Genomic DNA, 22,067 nt, shown 5'->3' with positions numbered 1-22,067 from the left:
GTAGATACTACCGCACCAGTGCGTAACTACTTATTGCGCTGCTTTGCACGTGAACGGGCACGGCCACGCTCTGTGGAGTCGAGGATGATCTTGCGCACGCGCATCGCCTCCGGAGCGACCTCAACGCACTCATCCTCGTCGCAGAACTCAATTGCCTCATCCAAGGACAGCGTACGGGCCTTCGCCAACGTGACGGTCGCGTCGGCGGTTGCGGAGCGCATGTTCGTCAGCTTCTTTTCCTTCGTGATGTTGATGTCCATATCCTCATCACGGTTGTTCGCACCAACGACCATGCCCTCGTAGGTCTCTGCACCAGGCTCCACGAAGAAATCGCCACGGTCCGCGAGTTGCGTCAGCGCGTACGCGGTGACCTGGCCAGAGCGGTCAGCGACCAGCGAACCGGTCGGACGGCCCTTGATCTCGCCCGCCCATGGGCGGTGCTCAATCGAGTAGGAGTTCGCAATGCCAGCGCCACGGGTCTCGGTCAGAAACGTCGTACGGAAGCCAATCAGGCCACGAGCCGGAACATCGAACTCCATGCGAACCCAATCGCCGGAGCCCGTGTTGCCCATCGCCGTCATCTGGCCCTTGCGGGCCGCCATCAGCTGGGTAACAGCGCCCTGGTGTTCGGAGGGGACGTCGATAACCATGTGGTCGTACGGCTCGTACACCTTGCCGTCGATCTCCTTGGTCACGACCTGCGGCTTACCAACGGTCAGCTCAAAGCCTTCACGACGCATCGTTTCAATCAGCACGGTCAGGGCCATCTCGCCGCGACCTTGCACTTCCCAGGTGTCCGGACGCTCGGTCGGCAACACCTTGATGGAGACGTTACCGATAAGCTCCTGGTCAAGGCGCGCCTTGACCATGCGGGCGGTCAGCTTATCGCCACCGTTGCGACCAGCCATCGGCGAGGTGTTCACGCCGATGGTCATCGAAATTGCAGGGTCATCGATCTTGATACGCTCCAGCGGCTCAATGTGGTCGACATCGCACAGCGTGTCACCAATCATGATTTCGTCGATGCCGGAAACAGCGGCAATATCGCCAGCAACTACGCCGTCCTTCGCCGGAACTCGGTCGAGCCCCTCGGTGACCAGCAGCTCGGCAATCTTCACGTTCTTCACGTGCTGCTCACCCTCGGCGTCATAGTGCACCCAAGCAACAGTGTCGCCCTTCTTGACGGTGCCCTTGTACACGCGAATCAGCGCGATACGGCCCAGGAACGAAGAGGAGTCAAGGTTCGTGACCTGCGCCTGCAGCGGTGCATCGATCTCAGCGGAAGGCTCCGGCAGCACGTCGTAGATGACGTTGAACAACGGGAGCAGATCATCATTGTCAGGCAGATTACCGTTGCCTGGGTTCTCGAGCGAAGCCCGGCCAGCGCGACCCGACGTGTACAGCACAGGGAGCTCGAGCAGGTTCTCCGCGGCCTCTGCTGCCTCCGGATCCTCCAGCCCCGCACCAAGCTCAAGCAGCAAGTCCTGGGCCTCTTCAACGACTTCGTCAATGCGGGCATCCGGGCGGTCGGTCTTATTTACGCAGATGATGACCGGCTTCTTCGCTTCCAACGCCTTGCCCAGCACGAAACGAGTCTGCGGCAGCGGGCCTTCGGAGGCGTCGATAAGCAAGACAACGCCGTCAACCATGGACAGGCCACGCTCGACCTCACCACCGAAGTCGGCGTGACCCGGCGTATCGATCACATTAATAACAAGGTCTGTACCGTTCTTGCCCTTCCCCTTGCGGCGGATAGCGGTATTCTTCGCCAAAATGGTGATGCCACGCTCGGACTCGAGCTCGCCGGAATCCATCACGCGGTCACCGTGTTCGCCGTGGTCAGAGAATACGCCGGACTGCTCCAGCATTGCGTTGACCAATGTAGTCTTGCCGTGGTCAACGTGAGCGACAATCGCTACGTTTCGAAATTCAGGATGCGACACTGAAACCGGTGCTCCTTCGCATAGGTGGAAATAACGGTTAAATGCTACTCGCAAAGCACAAAACATGCACCTTGTAGCCCGCTCCTCACTTGACCCTGTTACAAAAGTGACTATTGTGACTAGGGTTATGGCTTTTCGACGGCCACCCTACCTGTCATGCGAAGGAAAGTTAGGTCACCACGTGCGCCCCTCCCACTTCACGCGTCGCGCCGCGATCCGCCTTACTACGCTCTGCGCTGCGTGCGCCCTCGTTACTGCACCACTCGCGAGCGCTCAACAGCCCAGCATCCCGTCATCTCTCTCATCCGCGGTTGATGGACTCGGACGCCCCACGAACAACACCGTTGCTCGTGTCAACCAATTCGCAGATCAACCCTTCGTACCGCCACAGGTAGCTAACGCACTGCGCACCGCCGTAAACTTCTTCGCCGGTACAGGCGAACTTGGCGGCCCGCCACTGCCAAAAGACGCACCGGCGTTTACGCAGTTCTACTGGCCGACGGTCTCTAGTAACTGCATCGGTCCAGGCCTGCACTCCACGGCCTCCGCGCTCGTTGTACCTGGACCCGCACCCGCACCAGCCCCAGGCGCCAAAGCTGGGGAAGCCACATTCGTGTTTACCGCCCTCGGTACTCCACCAGCGGCAGAGCGTCAAGGCCTCATGAACGCGTACTGGATCAACCTCAACTCGGGCAAGACCGGTGTAACGCCGCTTGCGAATAATCAGATAAACCCAACAGGACCAACCACCCTGTCCGCAACCGCAAAAACAGGGCCCGGCAGAGTCCTCGCAGTGATCAATGGTGCCGCGCGCACCGAAAACAATGTCTGTCACTTCGCCCCAGCAGCAGCACAGTTCAACGTAAGGTAGCCAGCCTATGACCGTCGATCTTCATCCAGTGAAGCAGGAAACCTTCGACATCTCCGCGAAGGTCAACACCGATCCGAAGGGGTTCCTGCGCCAGGTGGATGTCTTCACGACGACCAACTTCGGCCTCTACATGGCCCGAGGCGCAAACCACCCACGGTTTGGATACTTGGAAAGCTGGCTGCTTCCATCGCTTGGTCTCCGCGCAAACATCTTCCACTTCCGCCAAGGCATCGATGTACAACAAGATTTCTACTTCGACGTCGCAGATATCACCGAAACAGATGGCGTCTGGCAGACGCGCGACCTCTACGTCGACCTAGTGTCCCTGACCGGACGTCCGATCGAAGTCCTTGACATCGACGAGCTTGCCGCGGCGACGTCCGCAGGGCTTATCACTGCAGAAGAAGCTGAACGCGCCATGGAAGTGACCCTCAACGCCGTCGAGGGAATTACCCGCCACGGCGACGACGCGATGCGGTGGCTCTCCAGCCTCGGCATCGACCTCACTTGGGCAGAGCGCGTCACGCTCACCCCGGCTGACTAACGCCGCTCAATAGTCACGTCGAAGTAAACGGCACCTCGCCTAGCTCTGTGCTCCTGCTCCTGGGCCGCCCACATATCCCAAAACGGCGCATACCCTGGGTCACGCTGCAACGCCCGCGAACGACGCAGCGACTCTGCCGCCTCTACCCACAGCGTGTTCACACAGCCACGCGCCCGCGCCGCCGCGATCGACGCCTCGGTCACTGCACCAACGCCCTCAATAATAAGGTCGCCTTCTGGGTCAAGGCTGACCCACTCCCCGCGGCGTTGACACTCCCAGTCCCAACGCCAGTATCCCGGCTCATTGAGCGAAAGTACATCCCGCTCCACAATTCTGGATCCTTCTTCAAGCCCGCTCCAGCCAGGATAAAACTCATCGCAATGCACCACTCGAACGCTGAGCGCAGCACCAATTTGTTCAGCCAATGTGGTTTTGCCGGCGCCGGAGGGGCCGTCGATAAGCAGTGTGTAAGCCATGAGCTACGAGACGCTCCACACTGGCCGGAAGTACCCAGTGGCAACTGAAAGCCCCAGCGCGACGCACGCGACAGCGATGCATACAACCATGACAACCCAATCGCGCCTGGTAAGCCGCGACTCTCGAGCCCACGTACGCTTTTGCGGGCCGCCGAATGCGCGAGCCTCCATCGCGGTAGCAAGCTTGCCTGCCCTGCGCAGAGACATCACCAGCAAGCCGAAGGCCAACGAAAACCAATACTTCACGCGTCCCGTATCAGCAATGCCACGGGCACGGCGCGCCATTCGCATCGCCTCAACATCCTCACGAAGCAGCGTCAACATACGAAACGCAGCGACTGATCCCAGAACGAAGCGCTCTGGCAGCTTCAACACCTGGGACAGCCCATCGCCAAGATCCGTTGGATCCACGTGCGCAGACAACACAATGACGGGCAGCGCAATGGCAAACACGCGAAGCACCATTGATAATGCGAGCGAAATGGACAGCTCCGTCACATGGATGAGACCCCACTCAAGGTAGGTTTCCCCACCTGACTGGCCGTATAGCGCCATCGGGATACCCGCGAGCGGGGCAACAACAAGAATTGGTAACGCGCGTTTGAAAAACGTCCTAAATGACAGCCCGCACAGCGGCACGACTGCCAGCGTAAACGCAATGGCGACAACTGCAGAAACCCAATCGATCGTCACCATAAGCGGTGTAGTCAGCAACGCCAATCCCAGAATCCGCGTTACCGGATTCACCCCATTGAGCACGTTCATTCCCGCACCCCGCCTTCCGCATTCATCTCGTTGCGCAGCTCCTCCATATGGTCGCCCAACGAACTGACGAAGGCCTCATCGTGAGTAATTGAGATGATGGTTTTCCCCTCGTCGGCCAACTCACGGATCAACGAAACTACCTCTACAAAGGTTTTGTCATCCTGCCCAAAGGTCGGCTCATCAAGAATGAGGAGCTCAGGGGCATTCACTAGCGCAGTCGCTACCGAAAGCCTGCGCTTCTCTCCTCCTGAAAGTGTAAAGGGATTTGCTGCTACTACGTGTTCAAGCTTCAGTCGTTGCAACAGCTCATCGACGCGGTGTGCCGACGCACCCGACAACGCAACTTCATCGCGCACATTCGCGGTCACGAACTGATGCTCCGGTTCCTGGAACACATAGCCAATCCGTTGGGCCAAGTCCTTCGACTTCCAGCGGTGCGACGGTGTAGTCAGCCCGCTTCGAATCCGCGGCGAGTACTCCAAAGTGCCACTGAGTGGCGCGACGAGCCCAGCGAGCGCTTGCACTAGCGTCGTCTTTCCAACACCGTTCTTGCCTGTAATCACGGTAGAAAAGCCCTCTGGTACCGCGATGTTGCGGGGTGAACCGAATGCAACCCGGAGATTCTCAGTACGCAGCGCGCTTACCGCGCTGGCAGGGACCTTCAACGCTGGCGGCAACTGCGGTGGCATTGGGAGCTGATCCGGGCCGCTGCGCTGTAGCCCATCCGCGGTGAGGTGGTAGAACGTGTCCACGAAGCCTACCCAGTGTGCAGGTCGGTGCTCCACCACAATCAAGGTCGCCCCTGTGCGGCGACACACGGCATCGACTGCCCGCACAACATCGTCGCGCCCTTCCGGGTCAAGGTTTGCCGTCGGCTCATCCAGCAGAATGATGTCAGCGCCCATGGCCAATACTCCCGCCAATGTGAGTCGCTGCTTCTGCCCACCAGAAAGGTGCGCGGTGTTGTGGTCCAACGGCACATCCAGGCCCACTGCATCCAGCGCAGCGCGCACACGGGGCCAGATTTCCTCTGGCGGAATCCCCATATTCTCGGCACCAAACGCAACGTCGTCGCCAACGCGAGTCAAAATCGTTTGTGCCTCTGGGTCCTGCATCACCATGCCAACCGTGCCGTTGACACTCACGGAGCCAAGAACTTGGCCTTCCTCACCATCTGCCGCCAACCCAGCTAAAACGGCAAGCAGCGTTGACTTGCCAGCGCCAGAGTCTCCCGTGAGCAGCACGCGCTCCCCACGAGAGACGGTCAAGTCCACCCCGGTAAACGCAGGCTTCGGGCGAGTCGCGTGTTTATAGCCCAGGCCCTGTGCCTGGATGACCTGGTCCCCCGTAGCCACCGAGGCTACACCTCCTGTTGGAACCGCTCGCGTCCTGCACCGAAGCGGTCAAGCGCACCAGTCTTAGCCAGAGCATCAACCAAGAGTTTTGCAACAATACCAGCAAGCAACGCGCCCGATACCAGCATGCAGCTGAGGTAAATCACGTTGAACGCCAGGCCCATCGCGAAGTTGGCAGACAGGAACAGCTCAAGCACGAACGCGCCCACTGCGCTGCCCATACCGGCAAGCACCGCCACAGTCGTCGAAAACTTCTTGTAGGCGAAGATCAGGAACACGATCTCTGCACCGAGACCCTGTGCCAATCCTGAATACAGCGTCTCGATCCCCCACTGGCTTCCGATGACCGCGGACACAGACGCCGCCAGCACTTCCACGAACACCGCAGCGCCAGGCTTGCGAATTACCAACCCACCAAGCGTGCCACCGAGGAACCAGATACCGGTGAACAGGCCACCAAGACCCGGGGTGAGCGCATCAAAGGCCTTAAATCCTGCGTACCCGACGCTGTTCCACATCCAAAAAATGAGCCCGCATGCCACCCCCAAAACGGCTGCAGTAACAATATCAATGACACGCCACGAATGGCTTCCACGCGTATTCATACGCTTACATTCCTTCCTAAACGCCGGCATTACCCGGATCAGGTTCAACGGTTCGCTTGTGCATCTCAGCCTTCGCTTTTCTCTCCAACGAAGACACCCGTGTATGAAGTTGTGACAATACTGTACATTCCCTAAACGCTACGCCACAATCGCAGTATTCATCGCTGCGATTGTGGCGTAGCGCACGTAACAAATCAGCAGGTGGGACCTACTCTCCTACTCCCAATTCAATGTTGAGGCCAGGCACCGAATTAATCAGGTTCTGTGTGTACGGATCCTGAGGGTTATCGAAGATGTCATCGGCCCGGCCCTGCTCCACTGCCTTACCCTGCCGCATCACCACAATGTCATCAGCAGTCTGGCGAACCACCGCTAGGTCGTGAGTGATGAACAGATATGAAAGGCGCATCTCCTCCTGCAGCTGAGTCAGCAACTGGAGAATCTGGTTTTGAACGAGCACGTCCAACGCCGAAACAGCCTCGTCGAGGACAATCACTTCCGGACCCAATGCCATCGCGCGTGCAATTGCGATGCGCTGGCGCTGGCCACCGGATAGCTCATTCGGGTATCGACGCATCGCCGATCGCGGCATCTGCACCAAATCAAGCAACTCGGCGACTCGCGCCTCGCGCTCCTTTCGGTTACCGACCTTGTGCAGCGTCAACGGTTCCTCAATGCAGCGGTAAATGGAATACATCGGGTCCAGCGAACCATATGGATTCTGGAACACCACCTGCATTTTGCGGCGCATTTCAAACAACTCGCGCCCTTTAAGCTTCGCGATATCTTGTCCTTCAAACAAGACACGGCCACTCGTTGGCTCCAAGAGGCGAAGCGCCATGTTCGCCACCGTGGACTTACCGGAGCCGGACTCACCGACGAGCGCAAGCGTTGTGCCGCGGCGAACATCGAACGTGACGTCGTCTACAGCACGAAGCACCTTCTGCTTGCCCTTCTGCCCACGGACGTCGAACTCTTTCACCAAGTTCTGCACGCTCAGCACCACTTCTTCGGAGTCGTGGTGTCCCGAGGCGAGCTCCTCGCTGGACTCAATGCCCTGAGCTTTCGCGCTCTGGATACGAGCGGATGCCAAGGAAGGTGCGGCAGTAACGAGGCGCTTCGTGTACGGGTGCTGCGGGTTGCGCAGAATCTGCAGGCTCGGGCCTTTTTCAACGATGCGTCCGCGGTGCATGACTAGCAGGTGATCTGCGCGCTCGGCGGCCAGTCCCAAGTCGTGCGTGATGAACAGCAGCGCTGTGCCGAGTTCCTCCGTCAGCGTCTCCAGGTGGTCGAGAATCTTCTTCTGCACCGTCACATCCAACGCGGATGTTGGCTCGTCGGCAATCAACAACTCTGGGCGTGCCGCGAGACCGATAGCGATGAGCGCACGCTGTCGCATACCACCCGAGAACTCGTGCGGGTACTGTTTGGCGCGGCGTTCGGCCTCTGGAAGTCCCGCTTCCTCGAGCAGTTGGACGACGCGTGCGTGACGTTCAGAGCCCTCCACAACATGGTTTGCGCGAAGGGACTCCTCTACCTGTGTGCCAATCCTCCATACTGGATTGAGGTTGCTCATCGGGTCCTGTGGCACCAGACCAATCTTGTTACCCCGGACCTTCTGCCACCCCTTCTCATCAAGCTCGGTGAGCTCTTCACCGTTGAGCTTGATGGAACCATTGGTGACCTTGCCTGTTCCGGGCAACAATCCCAGGATGGACATCGCTGCAGTGGACTTTCCCGACCCGGACTCGCCCACGATAGCGATCGACTGGCCTGGATACACCGTCAGGTCGAAGTCACGCACCGCTTCGACAACACCGGTAGTTGACTCGAATGTAACTTTCAGGTCCGCTATCTCGAGTAGCGGTTGATCTTGTAACTCGCTCATCGTTTCCTCGATTTAGGGTCAAGGGCGTCGCGTACGGCGTCACCCATCATGATGAAGCTCAGCACTGTCAGTGCCAAAGCAATTGCAGGGTAGAACAGCACCATGGGCTGGGTCCTCAGGGATGCCTGTGCGGCAGAAATATCGCCGCCCCACGACACGACTGTCGTCGGCAAACCGATGCCGAGGAACGACAGCGTTGCCTCTGCGACGATGAACGTACCCAGCGCGACGGTAGCGTACACAATGATCGGTGCTGCCGCGTTGGGCAGGATGTGCGAGAAGATAATCCGCACGTCACTCGCTCCGAGCGCGCGTGCCGCGGTGACGAACTCGTCGTTCTTCACACCCATCACCGCGCCTCGCGCGATTCTCGCGATCTGTGTCCAACCGAACATAGAGAGCGCGAACACCACCATCCAGATGGAGCGCTGGTTCTGGAACATGGACATCACCACGATCGCTGCCAGCACGAGTGGTACAGCGAAGAAGATATCCGTCAGGCGAGACAGCAAGGTGTCCCAGATACCGCCGTAGAAACCGGCGATCGCGCCGATCAGCGAACCTAGGACCGTCACGACGATCGTAGTAAGCACACCGACTGTGACCGATGCACGCGCACCATAAATTGTGCGAGCGTAAATGTCGCAGCCTTGACGGTCAAAGCCAAACGGGTGACCGGACTCCGGCGCGCCAAGTGAGCGAGACAACATGCACTCACGCGGGTCCACGCTAGTAAACAGGCCCGGCACCAGGGCAAGCAGAATGGCGAACAAAATCAGGAGTGCGGATACCCAAAACAGAGGACGGCGTCGCAACGCGCGCCAGGCCTCTCCCCACTGACTTGTGGGAGCGGACTCGTCCTGTACTGCGTCAACAGCACCGAGTCCGGTTTCGTCCGTTTCCGCGATGAAATACTCCTGCCCAGCGCGGGCAGCTGCTGTGAGATCTTGAGAGTTATGCATAGCGGATCCTTGGGTCAAGTACTGCGTAGAGCAGGTCAACTATCAGGTTGGCAACGATGTAGATGATCACCAGCACGGTGGTAAAGGACACGACTGTCGCGGGCTCACCTTTAATGATGGCCTGGTAGATCGTGCCACCGACACCGTTGATGCCGAAGATGCCTTCTGTCACAATCGCACCGCCCATGAGCGCGCCGAGGTCAGCGCCCAAGAACGTCACCACTGGAATGAGGGAGTTTCGCAGCACGTGGCGGGACATCACTGTGCCCTTAGACAGACCCTTAGCACGTGCGGTGCGCACATAGTCCGCGCGGAGGTTATCGCTGATGGATTGTCTGGTCAATCGAATCACGTACGCGCACGATAAGGCACCCAACACGACGGCAGGCATCAACAAGGCAATGAAAGACTCATTCCTGCCCACTGTTACGGGGAGCAAGCCCCACCGCACGCCCACGAGGTACTGCAGCACGAAGCCGATGACAAAGGACGGCACTGCGATTACGAACAGGGACACAACCAGCACGGTCGAATCAAAAATTCCACCGCGGCGGATTCCTGCGAAGAATCCGAAGAGAATGCCGAAGAACGCCTCAAACGCGAGTGCCATCAGGCCGAGCTTGATGGTTACCGGAAACGCATTTGCCATCACAGAGGCGACGGGCTGGCCAGAGAAAGTCTTTCCGAAGTCGCCAACCATAATGCCCTTCAGATAGAGCAGGTACTGGACGATGAAAGGTTTATCGAGGTTGTATTCGGCTTCAATGCGCGCTCTCGCGGCCTCGGTCAAGCCACGATCGCCGCCGAGGGCCTGGACAGGATCACCGGGCATGAGGAACACCAGCGCATAGAGCAGCAGCGTGGCCCCAAAGAACACGGGAATCATCTGAAGGAGCCGTCGCCCGATATATCGCAACATGGTTGCAGGCTCTCCTTAATTCTTCGTTTTGAACATGAGCTTATGGACGCACCCAAACCCAACACCCCGCATGCTTGTACGCAGGCGGGGTGGGATGGGTCAGAGCGTAGGGGTTTTGTTACTTCTTGGTGATTTGCGTGTACACCGGAACGGACTTCCAGTTGAACGCGACGTTCTCAACGTTCTCCGAGGAGCCACCGTTGACGTTCGCGTACCACAGTGGAACTGCCGGCAAGTCCTTCAGGAGCTGCTCCTGCACCTTGTTGTAGATAGGTGTAGCGGCTTCGACGTCGCCTGCAGCAGCGGCTTCCTTCAGCAGGTTGTCCACCTCAGGGTTAGCGTAGTCACCGTCGTTGGAACCACCATTGGAGGCGTACAGCGGGCTCAGGAAGTTACCCAGCGATGGGTAGTCTGCCTGCCAGCCGGTACGGAATGCGCCCTTGATGGTCCTATTCGTGACGTCATCACGCAGGGACTTGAAGTCTGGGTATGCGTTGCCAACTGCATCGATGCCAAGGGTGTTGCGGATGGAGTTTGCAACTGCATCGACCCATGCCTGGTGGCCGCCATCAGCGTTGTAGGACAAGGAGAACTCGCCGGTGAATGGTTTGATCTTGTCTGCTTCAGCCCACAGGCGCTTTGCTTCCTCTGGGTTGTACTCGAGTACCTCTGCCCCGTTGAGCGAGTCAGAGTGGCCAGGGATGACTGGCGAGGTGAAGTCGGTCGCCGGGGTGCGGGTGCCCTGGAAGATCGTCTTCGTGATCTCGTCGCGGTCGATCGCCATCGAGATGGCTTGACGACGCAGCTGTCCTTCCTCACCGTTGAAGTGCTCCAGGTTCTCCGGAATGGTGAAGGACTGGAAGATAGCCGACGGCTGGTTTACTGCGCGGTCACCCAACTCCGTTTCGTAGCTTGCGAATGCGGAATCTGGAATAGCGTCGAGGACGTCCAGGTTGCCCGCGAGCAGGTCAGCGTATGCAGCATCCTGCTGTGCGTAGAAGACGAAAGTCACGCCGTCGTTCTGCGGCTTCTTGTCGCCGGCGTACTCCTCATTCGGAACGATGGTTGCGTCCTGGTTGTGGTTCCACTCCGCCAGCTTGTACGGGCCGTTGGAAATTGGGTTCTCACCGTAGGCGTCGATGTCTTCGAACGCCGAAGGGTGCATTGGGAAGAACGCGGAGTAGCCGAGGCGGGTTGGGAAGTCTGCCTCAGGCTGGCTCAGCTCGATGGTAAAGGTCTTGTCGTCGATGACGTTGAGGCCCTCAAGGGTTGGCACGCCCTCTGGGTCGTAGCCCTTGATGGATTCAAAGAAGCTCTCGCCGAGCAGCGAATTCGCAACGATGTAGTTCCATGCGTCAACAAAGTCGTTCGCCGTAACTGGAGTTCCGTCCTGCCACTTCACGCCGTCCTTCAGCGTGACTTTGTAGAGGGTGTCGCCCTCAAGGTCGATGGACTCTGCAAGGTCGTTATGGGTCTTACCCTCAGTGTCGTAGTAGATGAGGCCAGAGAAGATCTCGTCGATGATGCGTCCGCCACCGACCTCATTCGTGTTGCCCGGGATCAGCGGGTTCTGCGGCTCGGTGCCGTATGCCAGTACATAGTTGTCGCCACCGGTCGACTCACCCTGACCGCTTGCGGCCTCGTCGTTGCCGGATCCACCACACGCAGCCAATCCGAGTGTGAGGGTTCCTACCGCCAAGATCGCTGCAGCTTTTACTGTACGCACAGCGCCTCCTTCAGATTGTTGTTAGCTAGCTTCAATTACCTCCACTCAAGTGGACTACATCACACTTGATGAGATGCATTCTATTCCACCACATAAGACTGCGACATTGGTAAATAATTCAGGTTTCTGACATGGTTCTACACTTTTGGGGGTGCTTACTGACAGCCTTTTCACAGCCCCTTCGCCCTTGAGCGCACAAAGGTATCTAGAGAGCGCCGTGTAGACTTTCGGTCGCCCACCGCAACGATTCCTAGGAAGGGAAATACACATGGCCGGAGGTCTCCTCGCCCTCTTTGACGACGTCGCCCTCATTGCCAGAACCGCAGCTTCTTCTGCGGACGATGTGGCTTCCCTCACGGCGAAAACGTCCGCCAAAGCTGCAGGCGTCGTCATCGACGACGCCGCCGTCACGCCCCAATACGTTTCCGGCGTCACCCCGGCGCGCGAACTTCCAATGATCTGGAAGATCACGAAAGGTTCACTACGGAACAAGCTGCTCATCATTTTGCCGATCGCGTTGGCACTCAACGCGTTTGCGCCGTGGGCACTGGTGCCAATTTTGATGATTGGTGGCACATATTTATGTTTCGAGGGCGCCGAGAAGATCGTGCACAAATTGACCAGTGATGTTGAGGCTGACGAAGAGGCGGCCGTACACCGTACTGCTCAGGACGAAGACGCACTGGTGAAAAGCGCAATTCGAACAGACCTCATTTTAAGTGCGGAGATCATGATCATCTCCCTTGACGAGGTGGCGGATCAATCTATTTGGATGGAAGCTGCGGTGCTCATCGCAGTGGGCATTTTTATCACCCTTGCGGTCTACGGTGCAGTGGCACTCCTGGTCAAGATCGATGACATTGGCCGTGCAATGATTCAGCGCGATCGTGCAGCGAGACTGGGCCACGCGATGGTGAAGTCAATGCCCGTTGTGCTTTCGGCGATCGGTGTGATCGGCACCGTGGCGATGTTGTGGGTCGGAGGCCACCTCATCCTTCGGGGCCTCGACGAGGTCTTTGGACTGCATGTGATCCATGAGGTAATCGAACGCGCTGTGAACGCCGTGCATAACGGTGTCCTTGGTTGGTTCGTGGAGACTGGGATTTCTCTGACCGCGGGCCTGGTAGTTGGCCTGATCGTGGTCGGTGTGGTGTCCGCGATTCGGCGCGTCCGGTAAGGGGAAGATTCCATGGCAGCGCGCTCGACCCGTACGTTGGTTCGCCCCATCGGCCTTATCTTCGTTGGGTCCTTGGGTAATCAGGTCTCCGCGTTGCTAGCTGCTTCCCTGTTCGTCGTCGCTAGTACCGTCAGCATCTCAACACTGCGCTTCTTGCTGGGCGCCGTTATTCTTCTCGTACTTTTTCGGCCGAACCCCCGTGAGATGTCGAAAGAGCAGTGGAAGCAGGCATTCATCTTCGGCGCGTCGATCGCGCTGATGAATCAGTTTTTGTACGCAGCTATCGCGCGTATCCCCCTGGGTGCTGCAATCACTATCGATTTCTTGGGCCCGTGCTGCGTGACATTTTTTGGTATTCGGCAATGGTGGATTCGGCTGTGGGCGCTGGTTGCTCTCGCCGGGGTTGTATTGATTGCTGGGCCTTCGTCGGGGCTCAATCCCCTGGGAGTGGTGTTCGCGTTGTGCGGCGCCGCGTTCTGCGCGCTCTACACAATCTTCGCGGAAAAGGTGGGCAAGTCCTCGGGTGGAATGGGAGAGCTTGCAATCGCAATCACGATCGCAGCTCTGCTTACGTTGCCTTTTTCAATTCATGATGCAGTCAAGCTCGATGCGCATAGCTGGATGCTCCTGACGTTGGCGGGCTTCGTTGGCGTCGTCATCCCCTATATGGCGGACACGCTGGCTGCACGGTTTACATCGGCGCAGATTGTCGGCACGTTGTTCGCGATGGAGCCGGTGCTGGGCACGGTTCTCGGCGTGGTGTTTCGCGGTGACGTGCTCACTCCCCATCTGGTGTTAGGTATCTTGTGTGTCACGGTCGCGGGTGTTGTAATCGCATGGTTTGGCGCTGCTCCCCCACCGCCTGTTGAACAGGCCCCGCGGCGCTGGCCGCAGCAATGAGGTTGTGACTTTTTGGATGCAGATAGGAGTATGACGCTGTGGAACTCTCTCTCCCCGTGTACCCGCTTGCGCCATCGACGTGGGGCGCCGGCGAGGAGGTGACTGTCGTTGACGTCGTGCAGTCGCCTTTGTTTGCTGAATTCGGCGGCACGCGCCACACGTCATACGTGCCTGTAGTGCTCGAGCCAAACGCGGTCGAGGAAAACTGGCGGGTACGAAGGCTCGGCGCCGGTGTTCTTGGAGAGGTTGCTCAATTCGACCGCGCCCGTTACGTCGACATGGAGCGAATCCATCAGTCTCAGCTGCTACCGATGACGTTGGCTGCGGTGAAGTTCGATGCTGAGCACGGCAAGTTCGCCGTCGATGTGATTTTGCCACCGCCTCAGCTCGCTGTCCCCCGCAACAATGCGGGTCCTGATTGCCTTGTGCTGCCAAGCGGTGACATGGCGATCATCGATACGGAACGAGGCGAGTTCAGCGCGGAGCAACTCGCAAGCCTGGCGCCGGGCCAGTGGTTTGTTGGACTACAAACCGCGGGTGACGCCGACGTCGTAGTGACGTTGGGTGAGCGCGTGCTCGGCTGCGTCTCGGCAGCTGACCGTGACGATGTTCGTGCCATGCTTCTCGACGCCCCTTCGCCCGACAACGGATGTATAGTCGCCCGCGCATTTTTCTTGGATGGCATGGCGGCCCTCGACATTGCTGATTATTCAGACGCAGCAGACCCGATGTGGCTGCACGTGCCTGACCTCACGCACTCTGGCCCGGACGGTGGGAAACAATTCGAGACGGTTCAGTTCCCCGACGGCTCGTGGGCTGTCACCGTTGATCGTTCCCGTGCCGCAGTTCCTACCCGGCCGCGAACGAACACTCAGGGTGCTGAGCCTGCACCGCTGGTGGACATCGACGTCGTGGAGGACGAAGAGGCGTCGATACTTGCTGAGACAGCTACTGCTGAGCCCCCTAGCAGCGACGACGGCGATTACCTGACCGAGGTTCAAAAAGCACGGCGGCGCCGCAGCCAAGACGCAGGCCGGCACCGCAAGCCCTAAAGCGCGCTATGCTGTGGAGTGAAACCGAACCTATTTGCGAGGAGGAATCATGTCCAAGATTTTGCGCACTGACCACGGGCCGAACCCAGTTACGTTCGACATTGAGCAGGCAACGCTTGATAACGATGCATTTCGTGACACTCTGTGGACCGGAAAGCACCTTCAGCTGACGGTCATGAGCATCCCAGCAGGTGGCGAGATTGGCGCAGAGATTCACGACGATCACGACCAGTTCATTCGCGTCGAATCCGGCGAGCTGCGCGCGATGATCGGCCCATCCGAAGATAATCTGACTGTTGACAAGGTCATCGGCGACGATGACGCAGCGTTCGTTCCTGCTGGCCAGTGGCACAACTTCGTGAACGAGTCCGACGCCCCGGCGAAGGTGTACTCAATCTACGCCGCTCCAGAGCATAAGCCTGGCACTGTCCACGAGACGAAGGCCGACGCGGACGCAGACGAGCACGAACACTAGAACAGCCGAACGAGGCTGCTACGTCAGCACTCGAACACCCGCCTCTATCTGGCGGGTGATTCCGCGTGCGTCTAGAAGCTCGAGCAGCGGGATGGCAACGCGGCGGGTTGTCTCGAGCGCCTGGCGCGCGTCCGTCGTGCGGAACGGCTGAGGTAAGTCCCGCAGCCTCGCGGTTGCAAGCGTGATCGCATCTGCGGCAACGACTACGCCGTCGCCGAGCCGTAGAATCCTTCCGGCCCGCTCCGCTGCCGCAAGCTCTTTCGCCCCCAGGCCGAGCTGTTCGAGATCGCGCGCCTCGGGCGCCTTAAATGGATGGGCACGAAGCTGCGCCTCGAGTTTCTGGACCCCTGGCTCCGCCTCCCCAAGATCGACCTCGGCGGTGTTGCAGACGTACCCGTCGCGAGTGTTGAGTTTCGCAGCGGCGACAGCAAGCGGCAACAGCTTCGCGTCTGGCAGATGCAGAGCTTCAACGGCCGCGCCAGTAGCTAACCCAGCCGACAGCGGATGCGCCGCAAGGTGTGCTTGCAATGCCTGCAGCAACGTGTCTTTCCACTCCATTACCTGCTGCGCGCGGATCCAGTACCCAGCGAACGCCACGGTACCTTGCGGGGGCTTATCGCCGACCTCAAATCCAAGGCTTGCCAACAGTTCTGGCCGCACTGCCACCCGTCTGGCGATCTCCACGTTGATATCCGGCAGCGTCTCAAGCTGCGCCGAGCGCTTCCGCCCGTCGCCGCGCCGGGGAAGGGCGGGCGGGTCGACGTCGATAGCCTCTACCCCGCCGAGAATTTGCTGCGCACCGGAGCCTCGCAGCACCAACCGGTCCCCGATGCTCAGCACCAGGTCGTACTCGAGGATGAGCCTGGCGTGCTTTGCACCGAACGGTCGCACTTTCGCGCTGACTCCTGCAGTACCGACGTGCACCACAACCTCCTGCGGCACGTCGTTCAGTGCAGCCCCGTGGGTATGGCGCACATCCACCACAGAGGTCGTGTGCCACTTCTCTGGCGTGCACAGCGCCGCGCCACGCGAAACTTCGTCGACGCTCACTCCGCGAAGGTTGAGCGCGACGCGCATCGTCGGCTTGGCTTCTTCAACTGCGGTGTCCTCCGACTGGATACCACGCACGGTGACTTCGCGTTGACCTGCAGCGGTCTGTAGCGTCAGCGTCTGCCCAGGTTGAATTGTTCCATTGGTGAGCGTCCCCGTAACAACGGTGCCGGCGCCTTTGATGTGAAACGCCCTGTCGACCCACATCCGGATTCGCCCGGCAGGGTCCGCCGTCGGCTGTTGCCGCAGCATCGTCACAAGCGCGCTCCTGAGTTCTTCACCCCCCTCGCCCGTCTTGGCAGAAACTTCGACGACAGGCCAACGCTCCATACTGGTACCAGCGACATTCCGTCGAGTTTCTTCAGCCACAGCTTGTCGACGCCCAGCATCCGCCTTATCCACCCGTGTCATCGCGATAACACCGTGCTGGACGCCGAACGCGTCGATAGCGTCCCGGTGATCCAATGTTTGCTGCATCCAGCCCTCGTCCGCAGCGACGACAAACAAGACATCCGTGACTGGCCCAACACCCGCGAGCATGTTCGCGATGAAGCGCTCGTGCCCGGGGACGTCCACGAACGCGATGTCTTCGCCATCGACGTTGGTCCACACGAACCCGAGGTCGATCGTGAGCCCCCGGTCTTTCTCTTCCTCCCAGCGGTCCGGTTCCATTCCGGTAAGCGCTTTGACCAGGGTGGACTTTCCATGGTCGACGTGGCCAGCTGTCGCAACTACAAACACGTAACACTCAGTCCTTTCCTTGGGCCGCTCGAATCGCGGCTGCGATCTCGTGGTCGCGCTCGGGTGGCACGCAGCGCAGGTCAATCAACAACTCATTCTCGTGGACACGTCCGAGCACAACCGGGGTACCTGCCCGTAGCGGGGCTGCCAACGACTGATCAAGCGCAACAGCCCAACCGGGCAGTGGGAAGCCCGGCGCGCCGCCTCCTCCAACGCGGCCGTCGTGCGGAACCACACTGCCTCCAACCTCCGCTGCAATCGCTACTGCGCGGGCTTTGAGCTGGTCGGAGTTTGCGTGTAGGTAGTCGTGGACTGGTGTGCTGGCGATGTTCAGGCTTGCCTCCAGCGCAGCGAGGCGCAGCTTGTCGATGCGCACTGCGCGCGCCAGCGGGTGCCGCTTCAGCTTCGCAATGGCGTTCTTCGTTCCGACCATAACGCCTGCCTGCGGCCCACCAAGTAGTTTGTCGCCGGAAAACAGCACCACGTCCGCGCCATCGCGCAAAGCTGTGGTGGCATCTGGCTCGTCCGGCAGCAGCGGATCAGGGTGAAGCAGGCCCGAGCCGATGTCAGCGATCAGGGCGCAGCCGCGGGGCCGGACAAGCTCGCGAAGCTGCGCGATAGTGGTCTCCGCGGTAAACCCGTGCACCCTGTAGTTCGAGGGATGCACCTTCAGCACCGCTCCCGCGTTGTCGAGCGCCCGCTCATAGTCAAAGGGATGCGTACGGTTTGTCGCGCCGACTTCAACCAAAGACACTCGTGCGCTCTCAATGAGCTCAGGCAGGCGGAACCCCGCCCCAATCTCGATGAGTTCGCCGCGAGAGATAACGACGTCACGCCCCTCGGCGAACGTAGCCACGGCAAGGAGTAACGCCGCTGCGCCATTATTTACTACCAGCGCGTCCTCCGCCGCTGGACATGCAGCCAGGATTGCATCCGTGGCCGCCCTGCCTCTATCGCGGGATCGAACGCCTGCTGCGAGGTCCATCTCTACATCCACATATTGCGCGGCATCCACCATCGCGTCTATTGCCTGCGGGGCAAGCGGTGCTCTGCCGATGTTGGTGTGCACAACCACGCCAGTTGCGTTGAGGACTGGCGTCAGGGACCCGGGGTGGCGTCGACAAGCGTGGAGAAACTCCGGGGTGACCTCTTCAGGGGTGATCTCGCCGTCGCGGGCGCGCTGCTGCAACTTCCCTGCGAGCGCCTTAAGCGCGTGTGGCGCCAACGCGGTGTGCTCCTGCGCTGCAAGCGTAAGCAGTGCGTCTGTGCGAGGGATTCGACGGCGAGGATCATTCATGTGCTTCCCCTTACAACAACACAACGTTTTGGCGGAGACGGACAGGAATCGAACCTGCCAGGCCGAGATGCTCGACCTCACCAGTTTTGAAGACTGGGGTGGCCACCAGGACACGTACGCCTCCGAAAAGCAACGCTACCATGTAGGTATGGCTGCTGATAATTCTAAGATTCGTTTGACCCAGTACGCATCCGGTGGCGGGTGTGCGTGCAAGATTCCACCCGGTGAGCTCGAAGAAGCCGTCCAGGGACTGGTTGGTTTCGCTGACCCGAACGTGATCGTTGGCCTCGACGACGGCGACGACGCCTCCGCGATTCACGTCCGCGACGACCTCGCCGTCATCTCCACAGCCGACTTCTTCACCCCGGTCTGCGATGACGCCTACACCTGGGGCAAGATCGCGGCCGTCAACGCGCTCTCTGACGTCTACGCGATGGGCGGCACCCCAATCACCGCCATCAACCTGCTCGCCTGGCCACGGGATGTCCTCCCCTCAGAGCTCATCCGCGACGTACTGCACGGTGGCATGGACGCCGCCACCGCAGCCGGCATCAGCGTGACCGGCGGGCACTCGATCACCGCACCCGAGCCGATCTACGGCATGGCTGCCACCGGCATCGTGGACCCGGCCAAGCTCATGCGCAACGACGCCGCAGAGGCCGGCCTGCCCATCACCTTGACCAAGCCGATCGGCTCTGGCCTACTGAACAACCGCCACAAGGCAACCGGCGATGTCTTCCCGCAGGCCATCGAAGTAATGACCACGCTGAACAAGGAAGCCTCCGAAAAGGCAGTCGCCGCCGGTGTGAAAGCCGCTACCGACGTCACTGGTTTCGGCCTCCTCGGCCACTTGTTCAAGATGGCACGCGCCTCCGGAATCGACGCCGTCATCGACCACACGCAGGTCCCATTTATCGACGGCGCCCGTGAAACGCTCGAGGCCGGCTACATCCCTGGCGGCTCGAAGCGCAACCTTGACTGGGTACGCCCCAACATCGACTCTGATCTGGACGGCGACGAGCTGCTGCTCCTTGCGGACGCCCAGACTTCCGGGGGGCTGCTCGTCATCGGCGAGATCCCCGGCTACCCAGTCATCGGCGAAACTGTCGCAGGCACCGGTCGCGTTCAGGTGAAGTAGCCGAAATACCAAACTAGAAATACAACACTGCCCCTCCAACACGGTGTGTGAGAGGGGCAGTGTTGTGTGTTAGCTCCAGTCGCAGCTAGGCGGTAGTGATGCCGTCATCAACCTTGCCCGCTTCACGGCGCTTGCGCAGGCGCTCCCGCTGCGGTTCAACGACGTACTTCGGGTCCTCGGTGGACTGCTTACCGGCCTCGAGCACCGCGAAACGAGTCAGGCAGGAACCCGCCATCAACGCGACACCCGAAATACCTGCGAGTACTCGACTCTTTTTACTGAACAGCGCGCCAACGCCACCAACCGCGAGGCAAACCTCGGAAGCCTTGAAAAGCTTGCCTGCCTTGCCCGTGGAAAACGCTTCCTTAGAGACGTCGTCCAGTTGGCTCGTCATGTAGGACGTCGCTGCTACATCGGCGGCTGCGCCCACGACACCGAGTGCTCGCGGCACAGCAGCATTCTCCGTCGAAGTGGTGAGCAAGCCCATGCCACCCGTCGCTGCGGTCGCAGATGATACGAACACGAACGGTAGGTTCTTGCCCGCCTCCTGCCATGCAGGCACCGACGTGTTGCCGATCAGCACCGCGGTGTACGCCGCGAGCGGCGAGGCAAGCACACCGCCAGCAATACCAGCCGGGGTCGCTGCGAACTCAATAAACGAGCGCAGCGGGCTTGGCAGCGGCAGCTTCTTGCCAGTCAGCTCGTCGAGCTCCGGAAGCATAGCAAGCCCCTGCAGCGCGGAGAACGAACCCAGCAACCAAGAGCCAACGCTCATCGGGGACGACAGCTTGAACACGCGGAACATGTTCAGCAAGCGCTCCGGGCGACCAAGGTCGAGCACCAGGCAACCGGAGCCCACCGCGGCGGCAGCCATCGAACTAATCCGCATGTTGCGACGCAGCTCCTTGTTGCCTGTCGCGTCAGCTCCCACGGCCAACAAGGAGGAGCCTCCGGCGAGGCCGCCGAGGAAGAAGTAGACACCAATCGGCCACTCCCACGGCGGGAACTTCACAATCGGCTTACCGTAGTAGGAGTCAAAGTGCTCAAAGCTTGCCTCCGGCACCATTAGCTCCTCGCCACGACGCTTCTTCGGGCCACGTGGGCGCTCGCCTTCCGCTTGATCACGTCGCCGCGGACGACGCGGCTCCTGCGGTGGACGGTAGCTATCAAACTCAGCCATTTACTTCCTACCTCCGATCAGGACCGCGGCTGCAATAGTGCCAACCATTCCGGCTGCGGCAATGACGCCGCGCTTCGCCAGCTCCGGCAAGTTCGCCGTTGGAACCACTGGGTCTGGCGGAAGCCCGTAGACCTCTGGCGCATCCAGCAGCAGGAAGATTGAGCCTGTACCGCCTACACCGTCGTTCTGGTTTGCGCCATACAGGCGAGCTTCCGTCATGCCCTGCGCGTGCAGTTCCTTCACGCGCGCCTTCGCAAGCGCGAGCATTTCGTCGTACGTGCCGTACTTGATCGACGTCGTCGGGCAGGTTTTGGCACATGCTGGCTGCTCGCCGACCTGAAGGCGGTCGAAGCACATGGTGCACTTCTGGGCCACCCCGATGTTCTTAATCGGCGCGCTCTCACCAGGTGTGAAGTCCTCGCCCTTGCCGGAACGCTCGTTGCGCTTGCGAACGCCACCATCGCTACGACGCTCAATGACGCCGAACGGGCAGCCAGCAACGCAGGTACCGCAGCCATTGCAGACGTCATCCTGTACGACGACGGTGCCGTGCTCGGTGCGGAACAACGCACCCGTCGGGCACACGTCCAAGCAACCAGCGTTCGTGCAGTGCTTGCACACGTCGGAGGACATCAGCCAGCGGAAATCCGGTGTATCCGGCAATACCGCGCGGGTGGAAGCCTCTTCGGCAGGCTTGACGCTCGGCATTCCAAGCCCGACGAGCTTTGCACCCTCTTCACGAGCCTGCAGAATCCGGTCCTCGCCTTGCTCAATGAACGCCACGTGGCGCCACGTGTCCGCGTTCAGCGAACCGGTGTTGTCGTAGGAGTTACCAGACAACTTGTAGCCGTCCTGCGGGTTTCGGTTCCATTCTTTACATGCAACCTCACACGCCTTGCAGCCAATACAAATCGACGTATCCGTGAAGAAAGCCTTACGAGCTTCCTTCTCGTACCCGATGTTGGCTGGGGATTCGGTGATCTGATTCTTCGTTTTCATCGTC

General features: G+C 59.8%; 20 protein-coding genes, 1 tRNA gene and 1 riboswitch. Of the genes, 7 read left to right on the top strand and 14 right to left on the bottom strand.

Features of this window, described 5'->3' with window-relative positions; translation table 11 throughout:
- Positions 1-26: 26 nt before the first annotated feature.
- Positions 27-1,943 (bottom strand): translational GTPase TypA, encoded by a 1,917-nt coding sequence (gene typA, locus HMPREF3170_RS09960; RefSeq protein ID WP_070362695.1) that lies wholly within the window; start codon positions 1,941-1,943, stop codon positions 27-29.
- Between the two features lie 181 nt (positions 1,944-2,124).
- On the opposite strand from typA, the gene HMPREF3170_RS09955 reads away from it, so the two are divergent.
- Positions 2,125-2,814, top strand: coding sequence for an Rv1157c family protein (locus HMPREF3170_RS09955; protein WP_070479429.1), 690 nt, complete (start codon positions 2,125-2,127; stop codon positions 2,812-2,814).
- Between the two features lie 7 nt (positions 2,815-2,821).
- A complete protein-coding gene (locus HMPREF3170_RS09950) occupies positions 2,822-3,358 on the top strand; it encodes a ribonuclease FAU-1 family protein (protein WP_070362697.1) in 537 nt (178 codons plus the stop codon).
- Here the strand turns inward: HMPREF3170_RS09950 and HMPREF3170_RS09945 are convergent.
- From HMPREF3170_RS09945 to HMPREF3170_RS09910, 8 genes are all read right to left on the bottom strand, one after another.
- Positions 3,355-3,834: a nucleoside/nucleotide kinase family protein gene (locus tag HMPREF3170_RS09945; RefSeq protein ID WP_070362698.1), complete on the bottom strand. Its 480-nt coding sequence runs from the start codon at positions 3,832-3,834 to the stop codon at positions 3,355-3,357. The genes HMPREF3170_RS09950 and HMPREF3170_RS09945 overlap by 4 nt on opposite strands.
- 3 nt (positions 3,835-3,837) lie before the next feature.
- The gene (locus tag HMPREF3170_RS09940) at positions 3,838-4,599 is read right to left on the bottom strand and encodes an energy-coupling factor transporter transmembrane component T family protein (protein ID WP_070362699.1); all 762 of its coding nucleotides are present in this window, start codon (positions 4,597-4,599) and stop codon (positions 3,838-3,840) included.
- Entirely contained in the window at positions 4,596-5,954 is a 1,359-nt protein-coding gene (locus tag HMPREF3170_RS09935; RefSeq protein ID WP_070362700.1) for an ABC transporter ATP-binding protein, read from the bottom strand. Before HMPREF3170_RS09935 ends, HMPREF3170_RS09940 begins: the two co-directional genes overlap by 4 nt.
- Before the next feature lie 5 nt (positions 5,955-5,959).
- Positions 5,960-6,559: an ECF transporter S component gene (locus tag HMPREF3170_RS09930; protein ID WP_070362701.1), complete on the bottom strand. Its 600-nt coding sequence runs from the start codon at positions 6,557-6,559 to the stop codon at positions 5,960-5,962.
- Positions 6,555-6,670: riboswitch (TPP riboswitch) on the bottom strand. It overlaps the preceding gene by 5 nt.
- A 97-nt stretch (positions 6,671-6,767) precedes the next feature.
- On the bottom strand, positions 6,768-8,447 hold the full coding sequence (locus HMPREF3170_RS09925; RefSeq protein ID WP_070479428.1) for a dipeptide ABC transporter ATP-binding protein: 1,680 nt from the start codon (positions 8,445-8,447) through the stop codon (positions 6,768-6,770).
- Positions 8,444-9,409 carry an ABC transporter permease gene (locus HMPREF3170_RS09920; RefSeq protein WP_083290976.1) on the bottom strand — a complete coding sequence of 322 codons (966 nt, stop codon included), beginning with the start codon at positions 9,407-9,409 and terminating at the stop codon, positions 8,444-8,446. Before HMPREF3170_RS09920 ends, HMPREF3170_RS09925 begins: the two co-directional genes overlap by 4 nt.
- Entirely contained in the window at positions 9,402-10,328 is a 927-nt protein-coding gene (locus tag HMPREF3170_RS09915) for an ABC transporter permease (RefSeq protein WP_070362704.1), read from the bottom strand. Before HMPREF3170_RS09915 ends, HMPREF3170_RS09920 begins: the two co-directional genes overlap by 8 nt.
- Positions 10,329-10,446: 118 nt before the next feature.
- The gene (locus HMPREF3170_RS09910) at positions 10,447-12,054 is read right to left on the bottom strand and encodes a peptide ABC transporter substrate-binding protein (protein ID WP_070479424.1); all 1,608 of its coding nucleotides are present in this window, start codon (positions 12,052-12,054) and stop codon (positions 10,447-10,449) included.
- A gap of 268 nt (positions 12,055-12,322) precedes the next feature.
- Here HMPREF3170_RS09910 and HMPREF3170_RS09905 point away from each other — a divergent pair, with 268 nt between their 5' ends.
- From HMPREF3170_RS09905 to HMPREF3170_RS09890, 4 genes are read left to right on the top strand one after another with little or no spacing between them, the layout of a single operon-like run.
- Positions 12,323-13,231 (top strand): DUF808 domain-containing protein, encoded by a 909-nt coding sequence (locus tag HMPREF3170_RS09905; RefSeq protein WP_070479422.1) that lies wholly within the window; start codon positions 12,323-12,325, stop codon positions 13,229-13,231.
- A gap of 12 nt (positions 13,232-13,243) precedes the next feature.
- The gene (locus tag HMPREF3170_RS09900) at positions 13,244-14,131 is read left to right on the top strand and encodes an EamA family transporter (RefSeq protein ID WP_070479420.1); all 888 of its coding nucleotides are present in this window, start codon (positions 13,244-13,246) and stop codon (positions 14,129-14,131) included.
- Positions 14,132-14,169: 38 nt separating this feature from the next.
- The gene (locus HMPREF3170_RS09895) at positions 14,170-15,183 is read left to right on the top strand and encodes a hypothetical protein (RefSeq protein ID WP_141742278.1); all 1,014 of its coding nucleotides are present in this window, start codon (positions 14,170-14,172) and stop codon (positions 15,181-15,183) included.
- 49 nt (positions 15,184-15,232) lie between these two features.
- Positions 15,233-15,658 (top strand): cupin domain-containing protein, encoded by a 426-nt coding sequence (locus HMPREF3170_RS09890; protein ID WP_070479414.1) that lies wholly within the window; start codon positions 15,233-15,235, stop codon positions 15,656-15,658.
- Between the two features lie 18 nt (positions 15,659-15,676).
- Here the strand turns inward: HMPREF3170_RS09890 and selB are convergent, their stop codons facing one another.
- The 3 genes from selB to HMPREF3170_RS09875 all read right to left on the bottom strand — a co-directional run bounded on the left by selB (position 15,677) and on the right by HMPREF3170_RS09875 (position 18,870).
- A complete protein-coding gene (gene selB, locus HMPREF3170_RS09885; RefSeq protein ID WP_070479413.1) occupies positions 15,677-17,449 on the bottom strand; it encodes a selenocysteine-specific translation elongation factor in 1,773 nt (590 codons plus the stop codon).
- Positions 17,450-17,456: 7 nt separating this feature from the next.
- Entirely contained in the window at positions 17,457-18,746 is a 1,290-nt protein-coding gene (gene selA / locus HMPREF3170_RS09880) for an L-seryl-tRNA(Sec) selenium transferase (RefSeq protein ID WP_070479411.1), read from the bottom strand.
- Between the two features lie 29 nt (positions 18,747-18,775).
- A tRNA-Sec gene (locus HMPREF3170_RS09875) sits at positions 18,776-18,870 on the bottom strand.
- A 24-nt stretch (positions 18,871-18,894) separates the two neighbouring features.
- Between HMPREF3170_RS09875 and selD the strand changes: the two genes are divergently transcribed.
- Positions 18,895-19,884 (top strand): selenide, water dikinase SelD, encoded by a 990-nt coding sequence (gene selD, locus HMPREF3170_RS09870; RefSeq protein WP_070479540.1) that lies wholly within the window; start codon positions 18,895-18,897, stop codon positions 19,882-19,884.
- An 85-nt stretch (positions 19,885-19,969) separates the two neighbouring features.
- On the opposite strand, the gene nrfD is transcribed toward selD, so the two are convergent.
- Positions 19,970-21,064 (bottom strand): NrfD/PsrC family molybdoenzyme membrane anchor subunit, encoded by a 1,095-nt coding sequence (gene nrfD, locus HMPREF3170_RS09865; protein WP_070362713.1) that lies wholly within the window; start codon positions 21,062-21,064, stop codon positions 19,970-19,972.
- A complete protein-coding gene (locus tag HMPREF3170_RS09860; protein ID WP_070362714.1) occupies positions 21,065-22,063 on the bottom strand; it encodes a 4Fe-4S dicluster domain-containing protein in 999 nt (332 codons plus the stop codon).
- Positions 22,064-22,067: the final 4 nt, after the last annotated feature.

It is taken from the genome of Corynebacterium sp. HMSC08D02 (assembly GCF_001807505.1).
GTDB classification, from domain to species: domain Bacteria; phylum Actinomycetota; class Actinomycetes; order Mycobacteriales; family Mycobacteriaceae; genus Corynebacterium; species Corynebacterium pseudogenitalium.
This window is presented reverse-complemented; position numbering and strand designations above follow the sequence as displayed.